The 20,638-nt window shown below is 63.8% G+C and carries 22 protein-coding genes; 6 read left to right on the top strand and 16 right to left on the bottom strand.

Going from position 1 to position 20,638, the window contains the following annotated elements:
• Position 1: 1 nt before the first annotated feature.
• From H3Z74_RS02600 to H3Z74_RS02585, 4 genes are all read right to left on the bottom strand, one after another.
• A complete protein-coding gene (locus H3Z74_RS02600) occupies positions 2-622 on the bottom strand; it encodes a glutathione S-transferase family protein (protein WP_187762462.1) in 621 nt (206 codons plus the stop codon).
• A gap of 48 nt (positions 623-670) precedes the next feature.
• Complete coding sequence (locus H3Z74_RS02595) at positions 671-1,546, bottom strand: dienelactone hydrolase family protein (protein WP_187762461.1); 876 nt, start codon at positions 1,544-1,546, stop codon at positions 671-673.
• Between the two features lie 136 nt (positions 1,547-1,682).
• The gene (locus tag H3Z74_RS02590) at positions 1,683-2,771 is read right to left on the bottom strand and encodes an MBL fold metallo-hydrolase (RefSeq protein ID WP_187762460.1); all 1,089 of its coding nucleotides are present in this window, start codon (positions 2,769-2,771) and stop codon (positions 1,683-1,685) included.
• Between the two features lie 72 nt (positions 2,772-2,843).
• The gene (locus H3Z74_RS02585; protein WP_187762459.1) at positions 2,844-3,701 is read right to left on the bottom strand and encodes a LysR family transcriptional regulator; all 858 of its coding nucleotides are present in this window, start codon (positions 3,699-3,701) and stop codon (positions 2,844-2,846) included.
• Between the two features lie 108 nt (positions 3,702-3,809).
• On the opposite strand from H3Z74_RS02585, the gene H3Z74_RS02580 reads away from it, so the two are divergent.
• Entirely contained in the window at positions 3,810-5,339 is a 1,530-nt protein-coding gene (locus H3Z74_RS02580) for an MFS transporter (RefSeq protein ID WP_187762458.1), read from the top strand.
• A gap of 68 nt (positions 5,340-5,407) precedes the next feature.
• Here the strand turns inward: H3Z74_RS02580 and H3Z74_RS02575 are convergent, their stop codons facing one another.
• Positions 5,408-6,088 carry a DUF1013 domain-containing protein gene (locus tag H3Z74_RS02575; RefSeq protein WP_187762457.1) on the bottom strand — a complete coding sequence of 227 codons (681 nt, stop codon included), beginning with the start codon at positions 6,086-6,088 and terminating at the stop codon, positions 5,408-5,410.
• A 349-nt stretch (positions 6,089-6,437) separates the two neighbouring features.
• Between H3Z74_RS02575 and H3Z74_RS02570 the strand changes: the two genes are divergently transcribed.
• Positions 6,438-6,815, top strand: coding sequence for a VOC family protein (locus H3Z74_RS02570; RefSeq protein WP_187762456.1), 378 nt, complete (start codon positions 6,438-6,440; stop codon positions 6,813-6,815).
• Between the two features lie 39 nt (positions 6,816-6,854).
• Here the strand turns inward: H3Z74_RS02570 and H3Z74_RS02565 are convergent, their stop codons facing one another.
• The 5 genes from H3Z74_RS02565 to H3Z74_RS02545 form a co-directional block, all read right to left on the bottom strand.
• Positions 6,855-7,880 (bottom strand): glycosyltransferase family 4 protein, encoded by a 1,026-nt coding sequence (locus tag H3Z74_RS02565; protein WP_187762455.1) that lies wholly within the window; start codon positions 7,878-7,880, stop codon positions 6,855-6,857.
• Between the two features lie 5 nt (positions 7,881-7,885).
• A complete protein-coding gene (locus H3Z74_RS02560; protein WP_187762454.1) occupies positions 7,886-8,788 on the bottom strand; it encodes a UDP-2,3-diacylglucosamine diphosphatase in 903 nt (300 codons plus the stop codon).
• A 90-nt stretch (positions 8,789-8,878) separates the two neighbouring features.
• Positions 8,879-9,496, bottom strand: a complete 618-nt coding sequence (locus tag H3Z74_RS02555; RefSeq protein ID WP_187762453.1) for a glutathione S-transferase family protein — start codon at positions 9,494-9,496, stop codon at positions 8,879-8,881.
• 58 nt (positions 9,497-9,554) lie between these two features.
• Positions 9,555-9,851 (bottom strand): hypothetical protein, encoded by a 297-nt coding sequence (locus tag H3Z74_RS02550; RefSeq protein WP_187762452.1) that lies wholly within the window; start codon positions 9,849-9,851, stop codon positions 9,555-9,557.
• A 114-nt stretch (positions 9,852-9,965) separates the two neighbouring features.
• Entirely contained in the window at positions 9,966-10,535 is a 570-nt protein-coding gene (locus tag H3Z74_RS02545; protein WP_187762451.1) for a hypothetical protein, read from the bottom strand.
• Between the two features lie 87 nt (positions 10,536-10,622).
• On the opposite strand from H3Z74_RS02545, the gene H3Z74_RS02540 reads away from it, so the two are divergent.
• The gene (locus tag H3Z74_RS02540; RefSeq protein WP_187762450.1) at positions 10,623-11,591 is read left to right on the top strand and encodes a helix-turn-helix transcriptional regulator; all 969 of its coding nucleotides are present in this window, start codon (positions 10,623-10,625) and stop codon (positions 11,589-11,591) included.
• 155 nt (positions 11,592-11,746) lie between these two features.
• Here H3Z74_RS02540 and H3Z74_RS02535 read toward each other — a convergent pair whose 3' ends face one another.
• The 4 genes from H3Z74_RS02535 to H3Z74_RS02520 form a co-directional block, all read right to left on the bottom strand.
• Positions 11,747-13,441, bottom strand: a complete 1,695-nt coding sequence (locus tag H3Z74_RS02535) for a flotillin family protein (protein ID WP_187762449.1) — start codon at positions 13,439-13,441, stop codon at positions 11,747-11,749.
• Between the two features lie 5 nt (positions 13,442-13,446).
• Entirely contained in the window at positions 13,447-14,058 is a 612-nt protein-coding gene (locus H3Z74_RS02530) for a YqiJ family protein (RefSeq protein ID WP_187762448.1), read from the bottom strand.
• Between the two features lie 234 nt (positions 14,059-14,292).
• Complete coding sequence (locus H3Z74_RS02525) at positions 14,293-14,622, bottom strand: GIY-YIG nuclease family protein (protein WP_187762447.1); 330 nt, start codon at positions 14,620-14,622, stop codon at positions 14,293-14,295.
• A gap of 142 nt (positions 14,623-14,764) precedes the next feature.
• On the bottom strand, positions 14,765-15,769 hold the full coding sequence (locus H3Z74_RS02520) for an NAD(P)H-quinone oxidoreductase (RefSeq protein ID WP_229726833.1): 1,005 nt from the start codon (positions 15,767-15,769) through the stop codon (positions 14,765-14,767).
• Between the two features lie 77 nt (positions 15,770-15,846).
• Between H3Z74_RS02520 and H3Z74_RS02515 the strand changes: the two genes are divergently transcribed.
• Complete coding sequence (locus H3Z74_RS02515) at positions 15,847-16,044, top strand: DUF1192 domain-containing protein (RefSeq protein ID WP_187762446.1); 198 nt, start codon at positions 15,847-15,849, stop codon at positions 16,042-16,044.
• Positions 16,045-16,169: 125 nt separating this feature from the next.
• Positions 16,170-18,497, top strand: a complete 2,328-nt coding sequence (gene clpA, locus H3Z74_RS02510) for an ATP-dependent Clp protease ATP-binding subunit ClpA (RefSeq protein ID WP_187762445.1) — start codon at positions 16,170-16,172, stop codon at positions 18,495-18,497.
• 50 nt (positions 18,498-18,547) lie between these two features.
• On the opposite strand, the gene H3Z74_RS02505 is transcribed toward clpA, so the two are convergent.
• Positions 18,548-18,997 carry a UrcA family protein gene (locus tag H3Z74_RS02505; RefSeq protein ID WP_187762444.1) on the bottom strand — a complete coding sequence of 150 codons (450 nt, stop codon included), beginning with the start codon at positions 18,995-18,997 and terminating at the stop codon, positions 18,548-18,550.
• Positions 18,998-19,193: 196 nt separating this feature from the next.
• Between H3Z74_RS02505 and H3Z74_RS02500 the strand changes: the two genes are divergently transcribed.
• Complete coding sequence (locus H3Z74_RS02500; protein WP_187762443.1) at positions 19,194-19,724, top strand: rhodanese-like domain-containing protein; 531 nt, start codon at positions 19,194-19,196, stop codon at positions 19,722-19,724.
• On the opposite strand, the gene H3Z74_RS02495 is transcribed toward H3Z74_RS02500, so the two are convergent.
• The gene (locus tag H3Z74_RS02495; RefSeq protein WP_187762442.1) at positions 19,699-20,619 is read right to left on the bottom strand and encodes a LysR family transcriptional regulator; all 921 of its coding nucleotides are present in this window, start codon (positions 20,617-20,619) and stop codon (positions 19,699-19,701) included. The two genes, H3Z74_RS02500 and H3Z74_RS02495, sit on opposite strands and share 26 nt — an antisense overlap.
• Positions 20,620-20,638: the final 19 nt, after the last annotated feature.

Here is a 20,638-nt window from a genome sequence, read left to right as displayed (position 1 = left end):
GTCAGGCCGGCTGCTGTGCCGGCATCAGCGCATCGTCCTTGGCATTGCCGCGCTGATACGCCTCGCGCTCCGTGAGCCGGGCGACATAATCGACAAAGGCATCACGCTTCGGCAGCGTCCCGAACTGCGTGCCCCAAGCAACCTGCGACCCGACATAGACATCGGCGGCGGTGAAGCTGTCGCCAGTGATATACGGATGCGCAGACACCGCCTGTTCGAGCACGTCGACCATCAGGTCGTAATTGCCATAGCCGGCCATCCGGCCCTGGTCGGCGGTCGGAACGAAGCCGAGCGACTTGTTGGTTACTGCCTGCTCGGTCGGTCCCGAGGCGAAGAACATCCAGCGGTAATAATCGGCTCGGTCCGTGGTCGGCGGGGCAAGACCAGCCTCCGGGAAGGCATCGGCGAGATAGGCGCAGACCGCCGCGCACTCGGTCACGACATGGCCGTTATGGACGATCGCGGGCACTTTCCCCATCGGATTGACCGCGAGATAGGCCTCGTCCTTCATCGACGAAGCAAAGTCGAGCACCACCGTCTCATAGTCGGCACCGGTCTCTTCGAGCATCCAGCGTGCGATCCGGCCACGCGACATGGGATTGGTATAAAAGGTCAGGCTCATCGCACTCTCCATTTCCAGATATGGAACATATATAGAACAGTCGAACGGTCAGCCGTCAATATGGCTGTGCAGGAAAGCGATGGTGCGTTCCCATGCCAGCGCCGCCGCCGCCTCGTTATAGCGTTCCTTGGAGGTGTCGTTGTTGAAGGCGTGATCGACCCCCTCATAGGTATAGGCGGTCACGTCCTTGCCCGCCGCCTTGAGCGCCTCGGTCCAGGGTCCGCCGGTTGCCGCGACGCGGGTGTCCTTGCCGGCGTAATGAAGCAGCAACGGCGCCTGCACCTTGGCCGCCTCTTCCGGCGCGGGGGCCGGCCCATAATAAGCCACACCGGCCGACAGCGCATCGCCGGCCGCGACGGCGACGCGGTTGACCAGCGCGCCGCCCCAGCAAAAACCAATGATCCCTGCCTTGCCATTGCCGTTTTCGCGCGTCTTGAGCCGCGCGATCGTTCCGATCGCACTGGCAATGACGGCGTCATAATTCGCCTTGCCGATCAGGTCGCGCGCGGCATTCTCATCGGCCGGCGTGCCGCCCTGGTCGGACAGGAAGTCGGGTGCGACGGCATAGAAACCGCCCAGCGCGACGCGGCGCGCGACATCCTCGATATGCGGTGTCAGGCCGCGATTTTCGTGGATCACCATGACCGCGCCCGCGCCCCTGGCATCGCGCGGCGCCGCGAAATAGCCGGTCATGCTCTTGCCGGGACCAATATCGTAGCTGCCCTTGCGCGTAACCAGCCGCGGGTCGGCGGGGTCGATGATCGCGGCAGCGGCGGGCGATGCGGCAATGCCCGCAATCAGCACTTCGGCCGCGGCGACCGATCCGGCCAGCGTCGCCATTTCGCGGAGCAAGGTACGGCGATCGCGATGTTCATGCGTGAAAGCGTCATAGATCTGGATGGCGCGGTCGCGAAGATCGGACATTGGCGGCTCCGAAGCTGAATCGCCCCCCGGCGTCGGCCCCACCTTAACCCGTTCACCCCGAGCTTGTCGAAGGGCCGTACTTCTTTTCTAAGCAAAGAAGACGACAAGCAGCACGAACGGTTGGGAATTTCACTCCTTAAACCGCGCGATACCACCACACGCCGTCGATCACGTCCTTCACTGCCCTGCCCTCGATCTCGAGACGGCGAAGATGCGCCAGTGCTTCACCAGTCGCCATGCCGAGCATATCGGGGCCGATCGCGCGACGAAACAGGCGGCCGAAACAATCCACCGCGCGGCGCGGTTCGGCGATAAAGACTTCCAACTCGTCGAGCCGCTCATGATGCTCGCGATCCATCGCATCGAGCCGGGCATGCAGACCGGTAAACGGGTCCCCGTGGCCGGGCAGCACGAGCAGGTCATCACGCAGGGTTCTGAGCTTCGCGATCGAGGCGAACCATTCGCCGAGCGGATCGGCATTGGGCTCGGTCACCCCGAGCGAGACATTGGGACTGATCCGCGGCAGCACCTGGTCACCCGCGATCAGCAACCCCGTCGCCTCGTTGAGCAGGCAGGCATGTTCCGGGCTGTGACCCGACCCGACCACCACATGCCAGGCCTGGCCGCCAATGGTCAGCGTGTCGCCATCCTTGATCCGCGTGAAGCTGAGCGGCAGCGGCGTAACGATGCGGCGAAAACCGGCCCAGCCGCGTTCCGCTGCGTGAACGATCTGTTCCTCGCTCCAGCCGGCGCCGACCCGCATCGCGGTGACCTCCGCCGGGACTGCATCGCGCGCATCGGCGACAAGCATCTGCGCCGTCAGCCATTCGCCGCGCGTCATCACCAGGGGCGCCGCGTGATGATCGCACATCCAGCCGGCGAGACCGATATGATCGGGATGGAAATGCGTGCCGATCATCTGCGTCACCCGCACGCCGGCAAGCGGTCCCTTGAACACGGCCTTCCACGCCGCACGCGCCTCGGTTGTGTTCATGCCGGTGTCGATCAGCGCGACGCCGTCCTGATCGTCGAGCAGCCAGCAATTCACATGCTTGAGCGGCCCGGGAACCTTGAGCCGGACCCAGCGCACACCCTTGGCCACCGTCATCACTTCACCGTCCGCCGGTTCAGCGCCGCCGAACGGATAGGTCAGCCCCTTATGGCTGGTGGGCACGAAGCTCTCGTCGGGAACGAAGGCGGCATCGGACTGGGGCGCGGTCGACATAGGTTGCGGGTAGCAACGGAATGACGCGCGTGCCAACAACTATGTGCCGGTCGCCGACAGGCCCCGATGCCTTTAGCTGGACGACGCCCGGTGTTCCCGAAAGGCACATGCCAAGGTGCGTAGCGCTTCCCGGGACTTGGCGTCGGTCAGCGTGGAATGCAGGACGATCTCCGAAGAGGGTAGCGGCGGCAGGCCGAAACGCTGGCTGACCTCGACCGAGCCGGCGGGGGCAAGGCGGCAGGAGAATGCCGAGACCGCCAGGCCCGCCGACACCGCAGCCGTCACGACCGACGACCCGCCGCCGAGAAACACCTCGGTCCAGGCAATGCCCGCGGCGTCGAGCGCCTGGGTCGAGATGTCGCGAACGCCGCAGACCGGCGACAGGGCGGCGAGCCGCAGCGGTTCGCCCTGACGATGCTCGAACTGCGGTGCGGCGAACCAGCCGAAATGCTCCGGCCCGAGCACCTCGCCATCGCGCCGGTCGTCCTCGCGGCGAATGATCGCCGCATCGAGCTCGCCCCGGTCAAAGGCATCAAGCAGCGCGCGTGACGTGTCGAGTTGCACTTCGATCGTCAGGCCGGGATCATGCGCGTTGAGCCGCGCCAGCAGCGTGGGCACTTCGGGGCCGGCGACATGCGCGGCAATACCGAGCGCGAAATGGCGGCGCGACGACGACAGTGCGGCAATCGCCCGGTCATGGGCGCAGAGAAAGTCGCGCGCGGACTCCAGGAACACCGCTCCCTGCGCCGACAAGCGCACCTGCCGAGGCGTTCGTTCGATCAACCGATGATCGAGCCGTTCTTCCAGCCGCTTCAGCTTCACGCTGATCGCCCCTTGCGTGCTGCCCAACGCCTCGGCGGCGCGGGTAAAGCTCTGCAAATCGGCGATCGTCACAAATGCCCGGACAGCATCCACGTCCAGCGTCATCATCGCATCTATCCACTTCTGTCGTCTCTGAAATATATAATCATCCAATTCTGTTATGATCAAGCGCGCACTATCTCGTTCTGGCCCCATCCGACGTCGAAAGGCCGAACCATGTCCCTTACATCCCGCAGCCAGAGCCTGATCGCCCTGGCCGCCGTCTGTCTTTCTTCACTGATGTTCGGCCTGGAAATCTCCAGCGTGCCGGCGATCCTGCCCACGCTGGAACAGGCGCTGCATGCGAATTTCAGCGCGCTGCAATGGATCATGAACGCCTACACCATCGCGGTGACGACGGTACTCTTCGCAACCGGCACGCTGGCCGATCGCTATGGCCGCAGGCGCATCTTCCTGATCGGCATCATCGCCTTTGGCGCAACGTCATTGATCTGCGGTCTCACCGGCAACGTCGCCGTGCTGATCGCCGCGCGCTTCCTTCAGGGCATGAGCGGCGGTGTCATGCTGATCTGCCAGGTCGCAGTCCTGTCGCATCAATTCCAGGAACCGCGCGAACGCGGCATGGCATTCGGCTGGTGGGGGATCATCTTCGGGATCGGCCTCGGCTTCGGCCCGATCATCGGCAGCGCGATCGTCGCGCTGTCGAACTGGGCATGGGTATTCCTCGTCCATGTCGTGCTCGCCGCCGTCACCGCGCTCCTCGCGATGATCGGCGTTCGAGAATCGCGCGACCCCGGTGCGGAGAGCCTCGATATCATCGGCATCGTCACTCTCTCCTTGTCGGTCTTCTGCCTCGCCTTCTACATCACGCAAGGGCCCGCGCTGGGCTTCGGCAGCCCGGCCGGACTTGGGGTCATCGGCCTGGCCGTCGCGAGTTTCATCGCCTTCATCATCGCCGAGAAGGTCAGCGCCCGGCCGATGATCGACTTTTCGGTCTTCCGCATCCGGGCCTTTTCCGGCGCGGTGGTCGGGTCGGCGGCGATGAACATCAGCTTCTGGCCGTTCATGATCTACCTGCCGATCTGGTTTCATGCCGGGCTTGGCTATGACACCGTCACGACCGGCACGGCGCTGCTTGCCTATACGCTGCCGGCTCTGCTCGTACCGCCATTGGCGGAACGATTGGCACTGCGCTACCGGGCCGCGCTCGTCATCCCGGCAGGGCTGTTCGTCATTGGCCTTGGCTTCTTTCTGATGAAGGCCGGCAGCGCCGCCGCAAACGCGAGTTGGATGACGATGCTGCCCGGCGCACTGCTCGCCGGGATCGGCATCGGTCTGACCAACACGCCCGTCACCAACACCACGACGGGGGCGATATCGAGCGACCGCGCCGGCATGGCGTCGGGCATCGACATGAGCGCGCGGATGATCTCGCTCGCGATCAATATCGCAATGATGGGCTTCATCCTGATCAGTGGTGTCGCGACGTATCTCAGGAGCGTGCTGCCGTCCTCAGTCAACGATGCGGCGTTGCGCTCGCTGGCGGAACGGATCGCCGCCGGCAATACCGCAGCGGTTCCGGAGCTGTCCGGCGCGGTGGTCCACGACGCACTGGTCCACGGCTTTGGCTGGGTCATGCTTTATGGCGGAATCGGCGTCTGGCTGCTCGCCGGGATCAGCTTCGTGGTGTTCGGCGTGCGCGAAGCAGCGCAGACGACGGAGGCGACGACGCCCTGCACGCCGTGACCGCGGGTCGATGAACGAGAAGCCGGGCACCGCGCACTGGCCTCAACCAGCGCGCGGCGGCCGACGAATCAGCGTTTGAACAGGTTCTCGGCGGTCGGCTCGGCCGAGGCAGGAGCTTCGCCGGCTTCCACCGCTTCTGCGTCGAGCACGGCCTGCGCGCGCTGGGCGCGCAATTCGGTGATCAGCGCCTCGCGGTCGCCTTCGAGCCGCGTATCGACCGGCGCTTCAAGGCCCGCCGCCTTGGCCGCCTTGCCCACCGCCGCGTCGAGTTCGCGCTGCGTGGTCAAGCCCAGGGTGACCGGATCCTTCGGGGTGATATTGGCAATATTCCAGTGGCTACGATCGCGGATCGCCGCGATCGTGGTGCGGGTCGTACCGATCAAATTGCCGATCGCGCCATCGGTGATCTCCGGATGGTTGCGGATGATCCACGCGATGCCGTCGGGCTTGTCCGAACGCTTCGACACCGGCGTGTAGCGCGGGCCCTTGGTGCGGCGGACCTGCTCCGGCCCTTTCAGGATCTTGAGCGAATATTCCGGATCGGCCTGGCCCTTGTCGATTTCTTCCTGGGTCAGTTCGTGCGCACGAACCGGGTCGCGGCCAGTCAGTTTGGTCGCGGCGGTATCATCGGCGATCGCCTGGATCTCGAGGATGTGCAGGCCGCAGAATTCAGCGATCTGCTCGAACGAGAGCGAGGTATTGTCGACGAGCCACGACGCGGTCGCATGCGGCATGAGCGGCTGAGCCATGGGGAAACTCCTTAAAAACAGAAAGGGCCGCCCCTTTCGGAGCGGCCATGTGCTGGCGCCCGACTTACTGCGGATGGCGCGGAGTGGCAAGGCGGCGCGTGCGACGCCCCGCCGACCCTCTATGCGGCGGTGCTCGGCCATTTGCATCGGCGACACGGCGGCGGTACGATGGCGCGTCGAAAAAGGCAGGGTCGGATCACGGTAAGCCCGACCCCTTCCATCCGGAAGCTCTGCTCCACGCTCCTGCGTGAGAACCCACGACGCGAGCCCGGCATGTGCCGGGGGCTCGCGTTGGGCGTGCCGTTTTTCGACTGGCTCCAGCGCGGGTTGAACCCTGATGGAGCTGACAATGCGACTGAATCACCTCGACCTTCACGTCCCCGATGTCGCGGCGACGCGCGATTTTCTGATCGAGCATTTCGGCCTTGCCGAAATCGAAATGCGCGGCGCCGATGGGCTGGCGATCCTCAACGATGATGCCGGCCTCGAACTCGTCATCAGCCGGCCGGTGGCCAAATTCGGCGGCGCGGACCAGGTCTCGACCGCTGTGGCGACTTATCATATCGGCTTCATCCTGCCGTCGCGCGGTGAGGTTGATGCGCTCTACGCGCAGCTGGTCGCGGCCGATGCCGCTATCTGGAATGCGCCACGCGCGATGCGGGGCGGCTGGGTCTTTTACTGCTTCGCGCCGGGACGGATCCTGATCGAAGTCGGGTTTCGTCCCTGATGTGGCTGAGCCTTTTGCCGCGATCCAGCGGGAAGAGGCTCAGGCCGCGGCTGCCTCATCGCCGAATGCGGGTACCAGCGCGCCGAGGAACTGGCGCGCGCTCGCTTCCCAGGTGAAGGTCCGGCCATAGGCCATGCAGGCCGCACGGTCGCGGGTCAGCGCAGTCGCGATCGCCGTGTCGAGATTCTCGTCCATCGCGCCGACACGGTCGTTCAAGATGTCGATCGGCCCGGTCACCGGATAGCCCGCGACGGGCACGCCGCAGGCCAGCGCCTCGATCATCACCAGCCCGAACGTGTCGGTCCGGCTCGGAAAGACGAACACATCGGCCGCAGCATAGCAGGCGGCAAGATCGGCACCGAAGCGGGGGCCGAGGAATTTCGCATCCGGGTATTTCGCTTCCAGCGCGGATCGTGCGGGGCCGTCGCCGACGATCACCTTGGTGCCGGGCTGGCCGGTCTGCAGGAACGCCTCGATATTCTTTTCCACCGCGACGCGGCCGACATAGAGCTGAATCGGCCCAGGCAGCACCGTGATCGCCGGGTCGGGTGCGGCATCGGCGCCGAACACCGAGAGATCGACCCCACGCCCCCAATGCCGGATGCGGGTCAGGCCATGCGCCTTCAGCGTCTCGGCGATCGACGGCGTCGAGGCGAGGATCGATTGCGCCGGCGCATGGAACCAGCGGATATAACGCCACACCCATTCCGGATTCACACCGGTCCGCGCCGCGACATAATCGGGGAATTGCGTGTGATAGGCGGTGGTGAAGGGGAATTCGCGGCTGAGGCACCAGCGCCGCGCGGCGACGCAGACCGGCCCCTCGGTCGCAAGATGGATCGCATGCGGTGCGAAATCCTCCAGCATCTTGCCGACCGTATAGGTGCTGGCAAAGGCCAGGCGGATTTCCGGATAGGTCGGGCAAGGCACCGAATAAAACAGGTCGGGCGAGACGATCAGCACCTCATGGCCCTGGCGTTCGAGTTCGGCACGGACCATCTGCAAGGTCCGCACGACCCCGTTGACCTGGGGCGTCCACGCGTCTGTGGCGATCGCGATGCGCACTTTGGTCAGGCCGCCATCATCTCGATCCCCGCGCGGGCTTGTCCTGGTGCGTCATCGGGCAGTTCGCGCCGGGCGATCTCGTCGGCCCAGTGGATCAGCTCCATGCGGCCGTCGAAATGTTCGACCAGCGCCGTGCATCCCTCCACCCAGTCGCCATCATTATAATATTCCACGCCGCCGATGTCGCGGAACTCGGCAGTATGGATATGGCCGCAGACGACACCGTTGACGCCGCGGCTGCCCGCTGCCTGCGCCACGACTTCTTCGTAGTTCGAAATGAATTCGACTGCGTTCTTCACCTTGGCCTTCGCGTGTTTCGACAGCGACCAATAGGGCAGGTCGAAGAAGCGGCGATACGCGTTTACCCAGCGGTTCAGGGCCATCATGAATTCATACGCGACATCGCCGACATGCGCCAGCCAGCGGTGCGTCAAAGTAATCGCATCGAATTCATCGCCGTGCAGCACGAGCAGACGGCGGCCATCGGCGGTTTCATGGATCGCCTGACGGCGGATCGACACGCCGCCGAAATCGAGCCCGGAGAATTGCCGGAACACCTCGTCATGATTACCCGGGATATAGATCACGCGCGTGCCGCGCTTCGCGCGTTTCAGCAGCCGCCAGACAATATCGTTATGGGCCGATGGCCAGTAGAATTTCTTCTTCAGCCGCCATCCGTCGATGATGTCGCCGACCAGATACATCGTCTCGCTATCGACATGATCGAGAAAGTCGATCAGCATCGTCGCGTTGCAGCCGCGCGTCCCGAGATGCACGTCGGAAATCCAGATCGTCCGATATTGCCGCCGTCCCTCCACGATCCGTTCCGGAATCGCCGGATGGGAATTGGCGAAGTCCGTCAGGTCGGTAATATTGCCGTCGCTCATAAGCTTGCTGATGACGTTCATGGCCTCGCCCCGCTAAGGTTTCCCATTGCAGCGGCTATGACGACATCGTGTTACATTTAGAATCGTGACGCGTGACAGTTCCGTGTCAGTTCAAGCGTCCAATGTTACATGCCCCGGCATTGCTGCAACTTGCCCGAGCCACTTTTGTACAGACGGGTAGAGCGAAAGATCGAAACCACCTTCATTCGCGACATGAGTATAAGCGTAGAGCGCAATGTCGGCGAGCGTCGGCCGGTCACCGACAAAATAGTCGCGCGTGCTCAGATGCTCGTCCATCAACGCGAGCGCGGCTTCGCCCGCCACCTGTTTGGCGGGAAGCTGCGCGCGTTGCAGATCGTTCAGACGATCGTCGCCGATGAACAGGCGCCAGAAGCGCAACGTCGCGACATTGGGTTCGTGATTATATTGTTCCCAGAACATCCAGCGCATCATGTCGGCGCGGTCGAACCGGTCCGCCGGGAGCAGCGCCGACCCGTCGGCGAGATACAGACACGCCGCCCCGCTTTCCGGCAGAAACCGGTCGCCGACCTGGAGCACCGGGATTCGTCCATTGGCGTTGACCGTATCGAGAAAGGACGGGGTCCGCGTTGCTCCCGCCATGATGTCATATTCGCGCCGCTCGACCGGAAGGCCGAGACAGGCGGCGGTGAGGCGGATCTTGTAGCAATTTCCCGACCGGGCATATTCGTGAAGAATCAGATTGGACATGCCGCGGCTCCCCCTCGATCGACGCACTCTTCATGGCGCTCCGGCGCGGTGCGTCAAATCAAACGAGCGGAATGATCGACAAGCGCGCCTTGTGACCTGCCTGCCGCGCCGATTGGCCGATGACCGCAGCCATGCGAGTCGCGGTCATCATCGGGCCGGATTTACCGCTGTTCCTTCGAAAAAAGGTCACCCCTGTTAAGTTGGATCTGGGTCGCTGATTTTCTTCTTTTTTCAATGCCTTGAATACCTCCACCGCTGTTATCCATAACAGCGGTGGGAAGCGCAGGAACAGGGGTGAGCTGACCGCTGTTCCTGCCGAACAGCGGTCGCAAAACACTGGTTGTTTTCCGGTCATGTCAAAGAGCGGGGCGCAACGCCGGCTGGCATCCCATCCGCCGCCACGCTGGCATGAATGCCCGCAGGATTGAATCGACGCGGCCCGCATCGCGGCGCTGACCGTCGATCCATCCTAACCGACGCGGCTCCAGTCCATGTACCAGTTTTCCGCCCAGCTCTTGCCGCCATCGCGTGAGACGGTCTGATACCAGCGGTGCGAGGTCGGGGTGATCCGGTCCCATATCCCGCGCACCAGCATCCTGGTGCCGCCATCCATTTCCTCGGACTCGAACGTGCCGACGCCGTCCCGGAATACCCCCAACTGCCCCGGTACGGCGACCACACCGGACTTGCCGTTGACCCAATGGTCCGACCAGACCCGCTTTTCGAGATCGAGCAGGCGCAGACCCATGCCGGAGAAATCGCGCGCCGGGATGCGCAGTTCCTCGACGCTGCACACGCCGCCGAGGATCGCCCGTACCGTCGCTTCGCCGGGAAACTCGATCCATTCGCCGGTCGTTCCTGGCTTGATCATGCGATTATGGATCCGCCATTCGCCGGTCAGGAAGTCGAAATCGCCCGGCTTGCCCAGCGGTTCGGCCTCGGTCGCGCCCGCCGCCGTCACGCCAGCCAGCGCCATATGCGCGACGATCAATCCAGCAGCGCCCTGCAGCATTGTTCTGCGTCCGATTGTCTGTTCCATGTCCATTTTCCTTCACCTGTGATGCGAAGCGGTATGGACCGTGCTACCTGACACTTTCCGTCAGCTATTATCGGGCATAGCCGATTCATGCGCGCAAGCCGGCTCCTGTCGATCCTGATCCTGTTGCAACTCCGCACGCGGCTGACCGCGAAGGCATTGGCCGAGGAGTTCGAGGTCTCGGAGCGGACCATCTATCGCGATATCGACGCGCTGAGCGCGGCCGGCGTGCCGGTCTATGGCGATCGCGGCCCGGGCGGCGGGTTCCAGCTGCTCGACGGATATCGCACGCGCCTGACCGGGCTCGCCAGCGACGAAGCGGAGGCGATGCTGATGATCGGCTTGCCCGGCCCGGCCGCCGCGCTCGGCCTGGGCCCCGCGGCATCGCGCGCGAAGGGCAAGCTGCTCGCGTCGCTGACGCCCGGATCGGTCGACGGCGCGGCGCGGATCGGCGGACGCTTCCATCTCGACCCGGTCGACTGGTACCGCGACGATCAGCCGGCCGAGCATCTGCCCCGACTGACCCGCGCGGTGCTCGACCAGCGGGTGGTCGAAATGCGCTACGAAAGCTGGACTGCAACGCATGACTGGCGGATCGAACCGCTCGGTTTGGTGATGAAAGGCGGCGGCTGGTATTGCGTCGCCGCCGCGCGCGGCAAGACGCGAATCTTCAAAGTGTCCAATATCCTGTCGGCGACGATGCTGGATACGATGTTCGAGCGGCCCGCGGGGTTCGAACTCGCCGCTTTCTGGTCGGAAGCGACCGAGCGCTTCGAGAGCGATTTGCGGCAGGAGAATGCGGTGCTGCGCGCTTCGCCGATCGGCCTCAAGCGACTGGCCCGGCTCGGCGGTTATGCCGTCCGCGCCGTGCAGGCGGCCGGAACAGTGGAAAGCGATGGCTGGGTGCGCCTGACCCTGCCGGTCGAGCGGCCCGAACAGGCGGCGCTCGACCTGCTCGCCATCGGGCCGGAGATCGAGGTGATCGATCCGCCGGCATTACGCGCGGCGTTGCATGAACTGGCCGGGCAGATGATCGGCCGGAGCGCGCCGCTGGTTTGAAGAAATTCCGATCGTACCGGCTACGCTGTCGGACCTTGGCGACCCAGCAAAACGCCGCGAATCATGGCATCCCGCTTGACCACCGGGTCATCAATCAACGTCATCGCCTTCCCCGAAGACCCGACCCTGGTTGGACATACGCGTGAAACGCCTCATCATTCCTGGTCGGACACGACCACGACCGGCGCGACCACCGGTTTGGTCTGGGTTGCGGTCACCGATTTCGTCATCGCCTCAAGCGACGAGCCGTCGATGCCGAGTTCCTTCATCAGCCCGTCGATCAGTGGCGCCTGGGCGCGATAGCGCAACGCCGCCGACACCGCCGAATTGGCGAGGTTGCCGTTACCGCCATCGCCGTCGATCGCGACACCGGCACCGCCCTGGCCCTGCAGCCCCTCGACCTGCACGATCTTGATGCTGTCGATCGCTTCCATCGGCCGTGCCGCTTCGCGGATCAGGTCGGGCAGCACCTTGAGCAAGGCGAGCCTGGTCGCCATCGACACCTGGTCGGACGAAAGCAGGTTCGCCGCTTCGTTGACCGCACGCTGCCCCGCGGCCTCGACCTCGAAGCGGACGCGGTCGCCCTCCGCCTTGAGCTTGGCAGCTTCCGCTTCGCTCTCGGCGGTCAGTCGTACCGCTTCACCGCGGTCGGCCGCCGCCTGCTTCTCAGCCTCGGCCTGCACCTTGATGCCGATCGCGGCACGTTCGGCTTCGCGCGACGCATCGATCAGCTCGATGCGCTTCTGGCGCTCGGCGATCTCCGTCTCGCGCGCGGTGCCGACCTGTTCCTCGGCGGCGACGGCTTCGGCGCGTGCCTTATCGGCCTCGGCGCGCGACTGGCTTTCTTCGCGGCTCTTGTTCTGCACCGCGATCTGCTGCTCCTGCCGGGCCAGCGCGAGCGCCTGTTCCTGCGCGATCTGCGCTTCCTTGACCGCGCGGTCGGCTTCGATCTGCGAGCTGTCGACCTTCTGCTTGGCCTCGATCTTCGCCTGATCGGCTTCACGCGTGCGCAGCGCCTGTTCGCGCGCCACTTCGGACGCCTGGCCGGCGCGCTTCAGTTCGATCTCGCGCTCCTGCTCGAGCCGGGCGAATTCGGTATCGCGGCCGATCAGGAAGGACTGGCGCTCGGCCTCGAGATTCTTGGTCTCGATCTGGATCCGCGTGTCCTGCTCGATATCGTTGCGCGCTTTCTTTCGCAGTTCGATCTGCTCGGTCAGCTTGGTCAGGCCTTCGGCGTCGAACGCGTTATTGGCATTGAAATGCTCGATCGAGGTCTGGTCGAGCCCGGTCAGCGAGACCGATTCGAGCTCCAGGCCATTCATCGCCAGATCGGCGGAGGAGACCTGCTGCACCTTCTGCACGAAATCGGCGCGTTGTTCGTGCAGTTGGTTCATCGTCATGCCGGCGGCGACCGAACGCAGCGCGTCGACGAACTTGCCCTCGACCAGCTCCTTCAGCGCATCGGGATGCATGGTGCGCATGCCAAGCGTCTGCGCCGCGGTCGCGATCGACTGGGCGTCGGGACGCACGCGGACATAGAATTCGGCCTTCACGTCAATGCGCAGCCGGTCGAGCGTGATCAGCGCGTCGGTGTTCTTGCGCTCGACGGCGAGACGCACCGTGTTCATGTTGACCGGCATCGTCTCATGGAACACCGGCAGCACCAGCGCACCGCCGTTGATCACGACCTTTTCGCCGCCGAAGCCGGTGCGCACGAAGCCGATCTCCTTCGAAGCGCGCTTGTAGAGCTTGGCGAGAATCATGCCGAGGATCAGCAGCGCGGCAAGGCCGACGCCCGAATAGATCAGATAGGGTATGATCGATCCCGACTGGCTAACGACTTCGTTCATTGCGGTCAGACTCCGATATGCGGCAGACGATGGTCGCCGCGAGAAATGGCACGAAAGATCTGGTCCTCGCGGCGTACGAGCAGGATGCGCTCGCCCTCCTCAAAGACCTGGTCGGGCGTATTGGGTTCGACCATGACGTAATGCGCCTGGCCATGTTCGTCCTCGGCGCGAGCGCGGGCGGGCGACCCATAAGCGGCACGGCCGGTGACGATATACGCCACCTCGCCAACCAGATCGTCGAGCGAGATCGCGGTGGTGTGATCGCGCGGCAGGACGCGCGCGAGGCCCCGGGCGGCCAGGCCAGTGACGGGAAGCGCCGCGGCAAGGGCGGCGGGAATGGCGAACCAGGAATCCAGCAGCGCGCCGGTCGTGTCATGAATCGCCTGCTGGCCGATCAGCCCGATCACGCCGAAGGTCGCCAGGAAAACGACCAGCAGCATGAGCATGGGCAAGCGGCCGACCCCGAGCCAGCTCAGCAGGTCGGGGTGCGAATCGAAATCGCCATGAATATGCGCGTCATGACCAAGCCCGACCAGTTGCACGACGCCGATCAACAGCATCAGCACGATGGCCGAAACGAAGACGAAATTTTCCGGCGCCCCGAGAAACGCTAACACTTACCACCCTGCCCCATGAATACAGGATAGAGGTCGAGACGGCCGGTCGCCAGCGGAATCGAACACGAATGTCGATTGAGATGTCGGGGGAACCTCCCACCTCAACGTCATCCCCGCGCAAGCGGGGATCCCGCTGCCTTTTCCACCTTGGCCGGTAGAGACTGAATTTCTGTCGAAAAGAAGAAGCGGGATCCCCGCCTTCGCGGGGATGACGGGAGGTTTAAGAAAGCGGGGCTATCGCAACTCCTTCGGAAATACGGCGCCTTCTTCCGTCCCGCCGTTCATCGTCTCGAACAAATCCAGCCAATCGGGATTCACCGTCTCGATCAGCTCGATCTTCCACGCGCGCCGCCATTTCTTCATCTGCTTCTCGCGCACGATCGCATCGTCGATCCGCTCGGCATATTCGGCCCAGACGAGCTTGGTAATGCCGTAGCGGCGGCAGAAATCGGAGCCGACCTGGGTCGCATGCTGGAAGGCGCGGGCTTCGATATAAGCGGTGACGCCGATATAGATTGCGCCGCGATAGCGATCGGCCATCATATAGACCCAGCCGCCTTTCATCTCAGGAATCGAGAAGAAGAAGCGGGATTCCCGCGTTCGCGGGAATGACGTGTGTAGTTGGGCAGGCGGCCAACCAAACAAGCCCCGTCATCCCAGCGGACGCTGGGATCCCGCTGCCTTTTTCCACGACCGACCATAGGCGCTAGTCGTCCATCACCAGCACGATCTTGCCGACATGGTCGCCGGCCTCCATCCGTTCATGCGCAGCCGGGGCTTCCGCGAGCGGGAAAGTGCGGTCGATCACCGGTTTCAAACGTCCCGCTGCGACATGTGGCCAGACCGTGCGTGAAAGTTCGTCGGCGACCAGCGTCTTGAACGCGGTGTCGCGCGGGCGCAGCGTCGATCCGGTCAGAGTCAGGCGGCGGCGCATGATCTCGAAGATCGGGATCGTCGCGGTCAGCCCGCCTTGCACGGCGATCGAGACGTGACGACCATCGTCCGCAAGGCACTGCATGTTGCGCGGCAGATAGTCGCCGCCGACCATGTCGAGCACCACGGCACAGCCCTTGCCGGCGGTAATCGCCTTCACCTCAGCGACGAAGTCCTGCGTCTTGTAGTTGATCGCATGATCCGCCCCGAGCGCCTTGGCCGCGGCGCATTTCTCGTCCGATCCGGCCGTGACGATGATCGTCAGGCCGAACAGATTGGCAAGCGCGATCGCCATGGTTCCGATGCCGCTGGTCCCGCCATGCACCAGCACCGTGTCGCCTTCCGAGGCATAGCCGCGCTCGAACAAATTGGTCCACACGGTGAACAGCGTCTCGGGCATTGCCGCGGCCTCGACCATCGACAGCGCTTCGGGCACCGGCAGGCACTGGCCCCAGGGCGCGACGGCATAATCGGCATAGGCGCCGCCGCTGATCAGGGCGCAGACCGGCTGGCCGATAATTTCCTTCATGACGCCGTCACCAACCGCGACGATCGTGCCGGATACTTCCATGCCGAGAATCGACGGCGCGCCAGGCGGCGGCGGGTATAATCCCTTGCGCTGCATCACTTCCGGCCGGTTGACGCCGGCGGCGGCGACGCGGATCAGCACCTCTTCGGGCCCGGGCACCGGCACGGGCCGCTCGACGATGCGCAACACATCGGGTCCGCCGGGCGCATCGGGATCGATCGCCCGCATCAGTTTCGGAATGTCGCTCATCGATCCGCCGCCCCTTTTTCGCCGGATATCCGGCGGGTCTTATTGACATCGCGGTACACCCGGTCAACTTTCATGTCATGGATTTGGATGAGATCCTTGCAGGAAAACCGGGCGACCCGCTGACAGCGCTGACCCGGCAGGACCTCGACCCCCTGTCGGTCGAGGAATGCGAAGCGCGGATCGCCGCGCTGGAGGGCGAAATCGTCCGCACACGTACACGCATGACCAAGGCCGTTAACCATCGCGCAAGCGCTGACGACCTATTCAAGCGATGAGCATGAGCGCTCCGGCAGGCTGGAAGAGCCGGAGCTTTTTTCAAGTGCTTGATGCGGGCGACCTGCCTTCCAACATTAGTGGAAAGGGCCGTCCGCATTCCGACGGTCCGCATGGAGTAATCTGAATGCCTAGTTTCGCCTCTGCGCTCGAGACCACGCTTCACAAGGCGCTCGAAGCCGCATCGTCGCGCCGTCATGAATATGCGACGCTGGAGCATCTGTTGCTGGCGCTGGTCGATGACGAGCATGCCTCCAATGTCATGTCGTCATGCGGCGTCGATCTCGGCGAGCTGAAAGCGACCGTGGCGCATTATCTCGATACCGAGCTCGAGGCGCTGAAGGTCGATGCCGCTACCGACCCGTCGCCCACCAGCGGTTTCCAGCGCGTCGTGCAGCGCGCGATTCTCCACGTCCAGTCCTCGGGCCGCGACGAGGTGACCGGCGCCAATGTGCTCGTCGCTCTGTTCAGCGAGCGCGAAAGCTATGCCGTCTATTTCCTTCAGCAGCAGGACATGAGCCGTCTCGATGCCGTCAGCTTCATCTCGCATGGCGTCGGCAAGGGCGGCGCCGTTCCCGAAGCGCGCGAAGTGAAGGGCGCCGAGGAAGAGAAGACGCAGAAGCCCGGCGAGAAAAAGGGCGAAAGCGCGCTCAAGCAGTTCACCGTCGACCTCAACGAGAAGGCCAAGAACGGCAAGGTCGACCCGCTGATCGGGCGCGGCCCCGAAGTCGATCGCACCGTGCAGATCCTGTGCCGCCGCTCGAAGAACAACCCGCTCTATGTCGGCGATCCCGGCGTCGGCAAGACCGCGATCGCCGAAGGCCTGGCACGCAAGATCGTCGAAGGCGATGTGCCCGAGGTGCTGTTGCCGGCAGTGATCTATTCGCTCGACATGGGCGCCTTGCTCGCCGGCACGCGCTATCGCGGCGATTTCGAGGAACGCCTGAAGGCGGTCGTCAACGAGCTCGAAAAGCTGCCTGACGCGATCCTGTTCATCGACGAGATCCACACCGTGATCGGTGCCGGCGCGACCAGCGGCGGCGCGATGGACGCGTCGAACCTGCTGAAACCCGCTTTGTCGGGCGGCACGATTCGCTGCATCGGTTCGACCACCTACAAGGAGTTCCGCAATCACTTCGAGAAGGACCGCGCGCTGCTGCGGCGCTTCCAGAAGATCGACGTCAATGAACCGACGATCGAGGACACCATCAAGATCCTGACCGGGCTGCGTACCGCGTTCGAGAATCATCACTCGGTCAAATACACGCCCGACGCGATCAAATCGGCGGTCGAGCTGTCGGCGCGGTACATCAACGACCGCAAGCTGCCCGACAAGGCGATCGACGTGATCGACGAGGTCGGCGCGATGCAGATGCTGGTGGCGCCGAACAAGCGCAAGAAGACCATCACCACGCGCGAGATCGAAGCCGTGATCGCGACGATGGCGCGCATCCCGCCGAAATCGGTCTCGACCGACGACACCAAGGCGCTGGAAAGCCTGGAAACCGATCTCAAGCGGGTCGTGTTCGGACAGAATGCCGCAATCGAGAAGCTTGCCTCGGCGATCAAGCTCAGCCGTGCGGGCCTGCGCGATCCCGACAAGCCGATCGGCAATTACCTTTTCACCGGCCCGACCGGCGTCGGCAAGACCGAAGTCGCCAAGCAGCTCGCCAGCATCATGGGCATCCCGCTGCAGCGCTTCGACATGTCGGAATATATGGAGCGTCACTCGGTCAGCCGGCTGATCGGCGCGCCTCCCGGCTATGTCGGGTACGACCAGGGCGGGTTGCTGACCGATGCGGTCGATCAGCAGCCGCATTCGGTGCTGCTGCTCGACGAGATCGAGAAGGCGCATCCCGACCTGTTCAACATCCTGTTGCAGGTGATGGACAACGGCAAGCTGACCGACCACCACGGCAAGACCGTCGATTTCAGGAACGTCATCCTGATCATGACGACCAATGCCGGCGCATCCGACATGGCGCGCGAGACGCTTGGCTTCGGCCAGCTGTCGCGCGAGGGCGAGGACGAGCAGGCGGTGCAGAAGATGTTCACGCCGGAGTTCCGCAACCGGTTGGATGCGATCGTGCCGTTCAGCTATCTGCCGACCGACGTGGTCGCGCGGGTGGTGGAGAAGTTCATCCTCCAGCTCGAACTGCAGCTCGCCGACCGCAATGTGCACATCACGCTCGACGACGAATCCAAGGCGTGGCTCACCACCAAGGGCTATGACAAGCTCTATGGCGCCCGCCCGATGGGCCGCCTGATCCAGGAAAAGATCAAGCAGCCGCTCGCCGAGGAATTGCTGTTCGGCAAGCTGGTCCATGGCGGCGAAGTGACGGTGAAGATGAAGGATGGCGCCTTGGTCTTCGAAATCACGGCCGCGGCACCGAAAAAGCCCAAGAAAAAGGGCCCCGATAAAAAGGGTAGGGCCGAGAGCGTCGAAGCGAAATAAGGCGTTACATCACCTACAGCGAGGGGCCGGGCGAAAGTCCGGCCCTTTTGCTATCGGCGATAATAGACCGGCCCCGGCGAGGAGCGGATCACGACGGTAATGCGGGTGCCCGGCGCCACCGAATAGGTGACGGGCGGGCGAGCCGGCGGGGACCATACCTGAGCGGGCCGCGGTTCGCACCCGCCCCAGCCACAGGCGCGCAATTGCGCCGCGCGCTCCAGCGCCAGGCGACGCATCCATTTGTCATGACTGATCGCTGCGGATGCCTGATCCTCAGTGCTTTCCCAGGCCTCCTCGCGGCAATCCCGGTCACTACCGCAAATCCGGTTCACCGCGCGATCGACCCGGCGATACAGTTCGGCGATCCCCGCGCTGGTCGCCAGATCGAGATCGGCGGCGGCCACCACCACCTGCTGCATTTCGTAACGATCGTCCCAGTCCGCCTGGGCGGCACTCGAGATCGTCGCCAGTGCGACTCCAGCCAGCAATTTCCGCACCATGTCCGACTCCCACGGTATGATGGTTAACAATAGGCACGTGGCGGCGATAGAAAACAAGATAGCTGTGAAGCTTGTCCCGCATATGGACAGCAAAAGATCAGTCGCGGACCAGATCCCGGACGGCTTTTCGATCATTCAGCAACGGTCAAGATGCGGTCGTTCACTCTTCTCACAACACGGATCGGGAGTGGGTGACATGCGAACATCATTGATCGTCCTGGCGGCATTTGCCGGATTGAGCGTCGCAATGCCTTTGTCGGCAAAGGAAGCGCCGCCGCCCGCCAATCCGCTGATCGACTATGACGGCTTTGTCGCGCTGACTCAGGATGTCGGCCCCTATCGCGCAAAACGGTTGCTGAATGTGGCTGACTTCAAACGCGAAAGCGTGGCGCCGAACGCGCTGTTGCTCGATGCGCGATCCGCCGAGGCATTCCGCCAGGGGCATATTGCCGGCGCGGTCAATCTGCCGCTGCCCGATTTCACTGCCGAAAGCCTGGCGCGGGTGATCGGATCCGACACGAACCGGCCGATCTACATCTATTGCAACAATAATTTCCGCAACAACATCGCACCGGTGGTCACCAAGTCGCGGCCCTTGGCGCTCAATATCCAGACCTTCGTCAATCTGGTCGGCTATGGTTACAAGCAGGTCTGGGAACTGGGCGAGGCGGTCGACATGAACGATCCGGCGATCGGCTGGGTCAAGGGCCAGCCGACACAGGGTTAGCCGCCGGTTGGTCGGCCTGGCCGGCAAGCCAGTCGAGAAACGCCGCCAGCACTTTCGACGTGTCGTCACGACGGTGAATCAGGTTGATCGTCCAGGATGCCGGCGGATCGAGCCGGACCGCGACCAGCGAACCGGGGCGCATCGAGTCGACGATCTCGGTGTCGATAAAGCCGATACCGTCGCAATTCCTGACCACTTCCGCGACCGAGCGCTGGCTGCCCATCTCATGGATCATGCCCGGACGGACGCCGAATTCTTCCAGCATGGCGTCGACCGTGCTGCGGATATTATGCGCGCGCGGCATCATCACGAATATTTCGCCGTCGAGTTCGCTGAACCGGACCAGGTCGCGATCGGCAAGACGATGATGCGGCGCCACCACCAGCGTCATGGTGCGCTCGCCGATCGGCACCGCTGCCAGCTTCATTCCAATCGGGACCGGGCCGATGATCGCCCCCATATCGACCTCGCCCGCGAGGATTCTGTTGAGCACCAGTTCGGGTGGTGCGACATGCTGGTTGACGCTGACCTGCGGGTTTTCGCGGGCAAAACGGCCAAGCAATGCGCCAAGCACGCCTTCCGCGACGACCGGAATGGCAGTCGCCCATAATGTACCGTGCAACCCGCCCCTGATCTCCCCGATCGTGCGCTGGACGGCGCGCAGGCCGGCAAAGCTGCGTTCGACCGATGCGAGCAACACCTCTCCCTCCGGCGTCAGGGTCATGCCGTTCCGGCCGCGATCGAACAGCCGGAATCCGCAGGATTTCTCGAATGCACCGATGGTTCGCGTCACGCTCGGCTGAGTGGTGTTGAGCCGGTTCGCCGCGCGCGTCGCCGAGCCGGTCTCGGCAATGGCGCGGAAGATCTCAAGCGTTCTGGGATCGACGGGGGTCATCTGTCGTTATTGACCTTGA

Origin of the sequence: Sphingomonas alpina, from assembly GCF_014490665.1 — a bacterium.
Classification (GTDB): Bacteria; Pseudomonadota; Alphaproteobacteria; order Sphingomonadales; family Sphingomonadaceae; genus Sphingomonas; species Sphingomonas alpina.
This window is presented reverse-complemented; position numbering and strand designations above follow the sequence as displayed.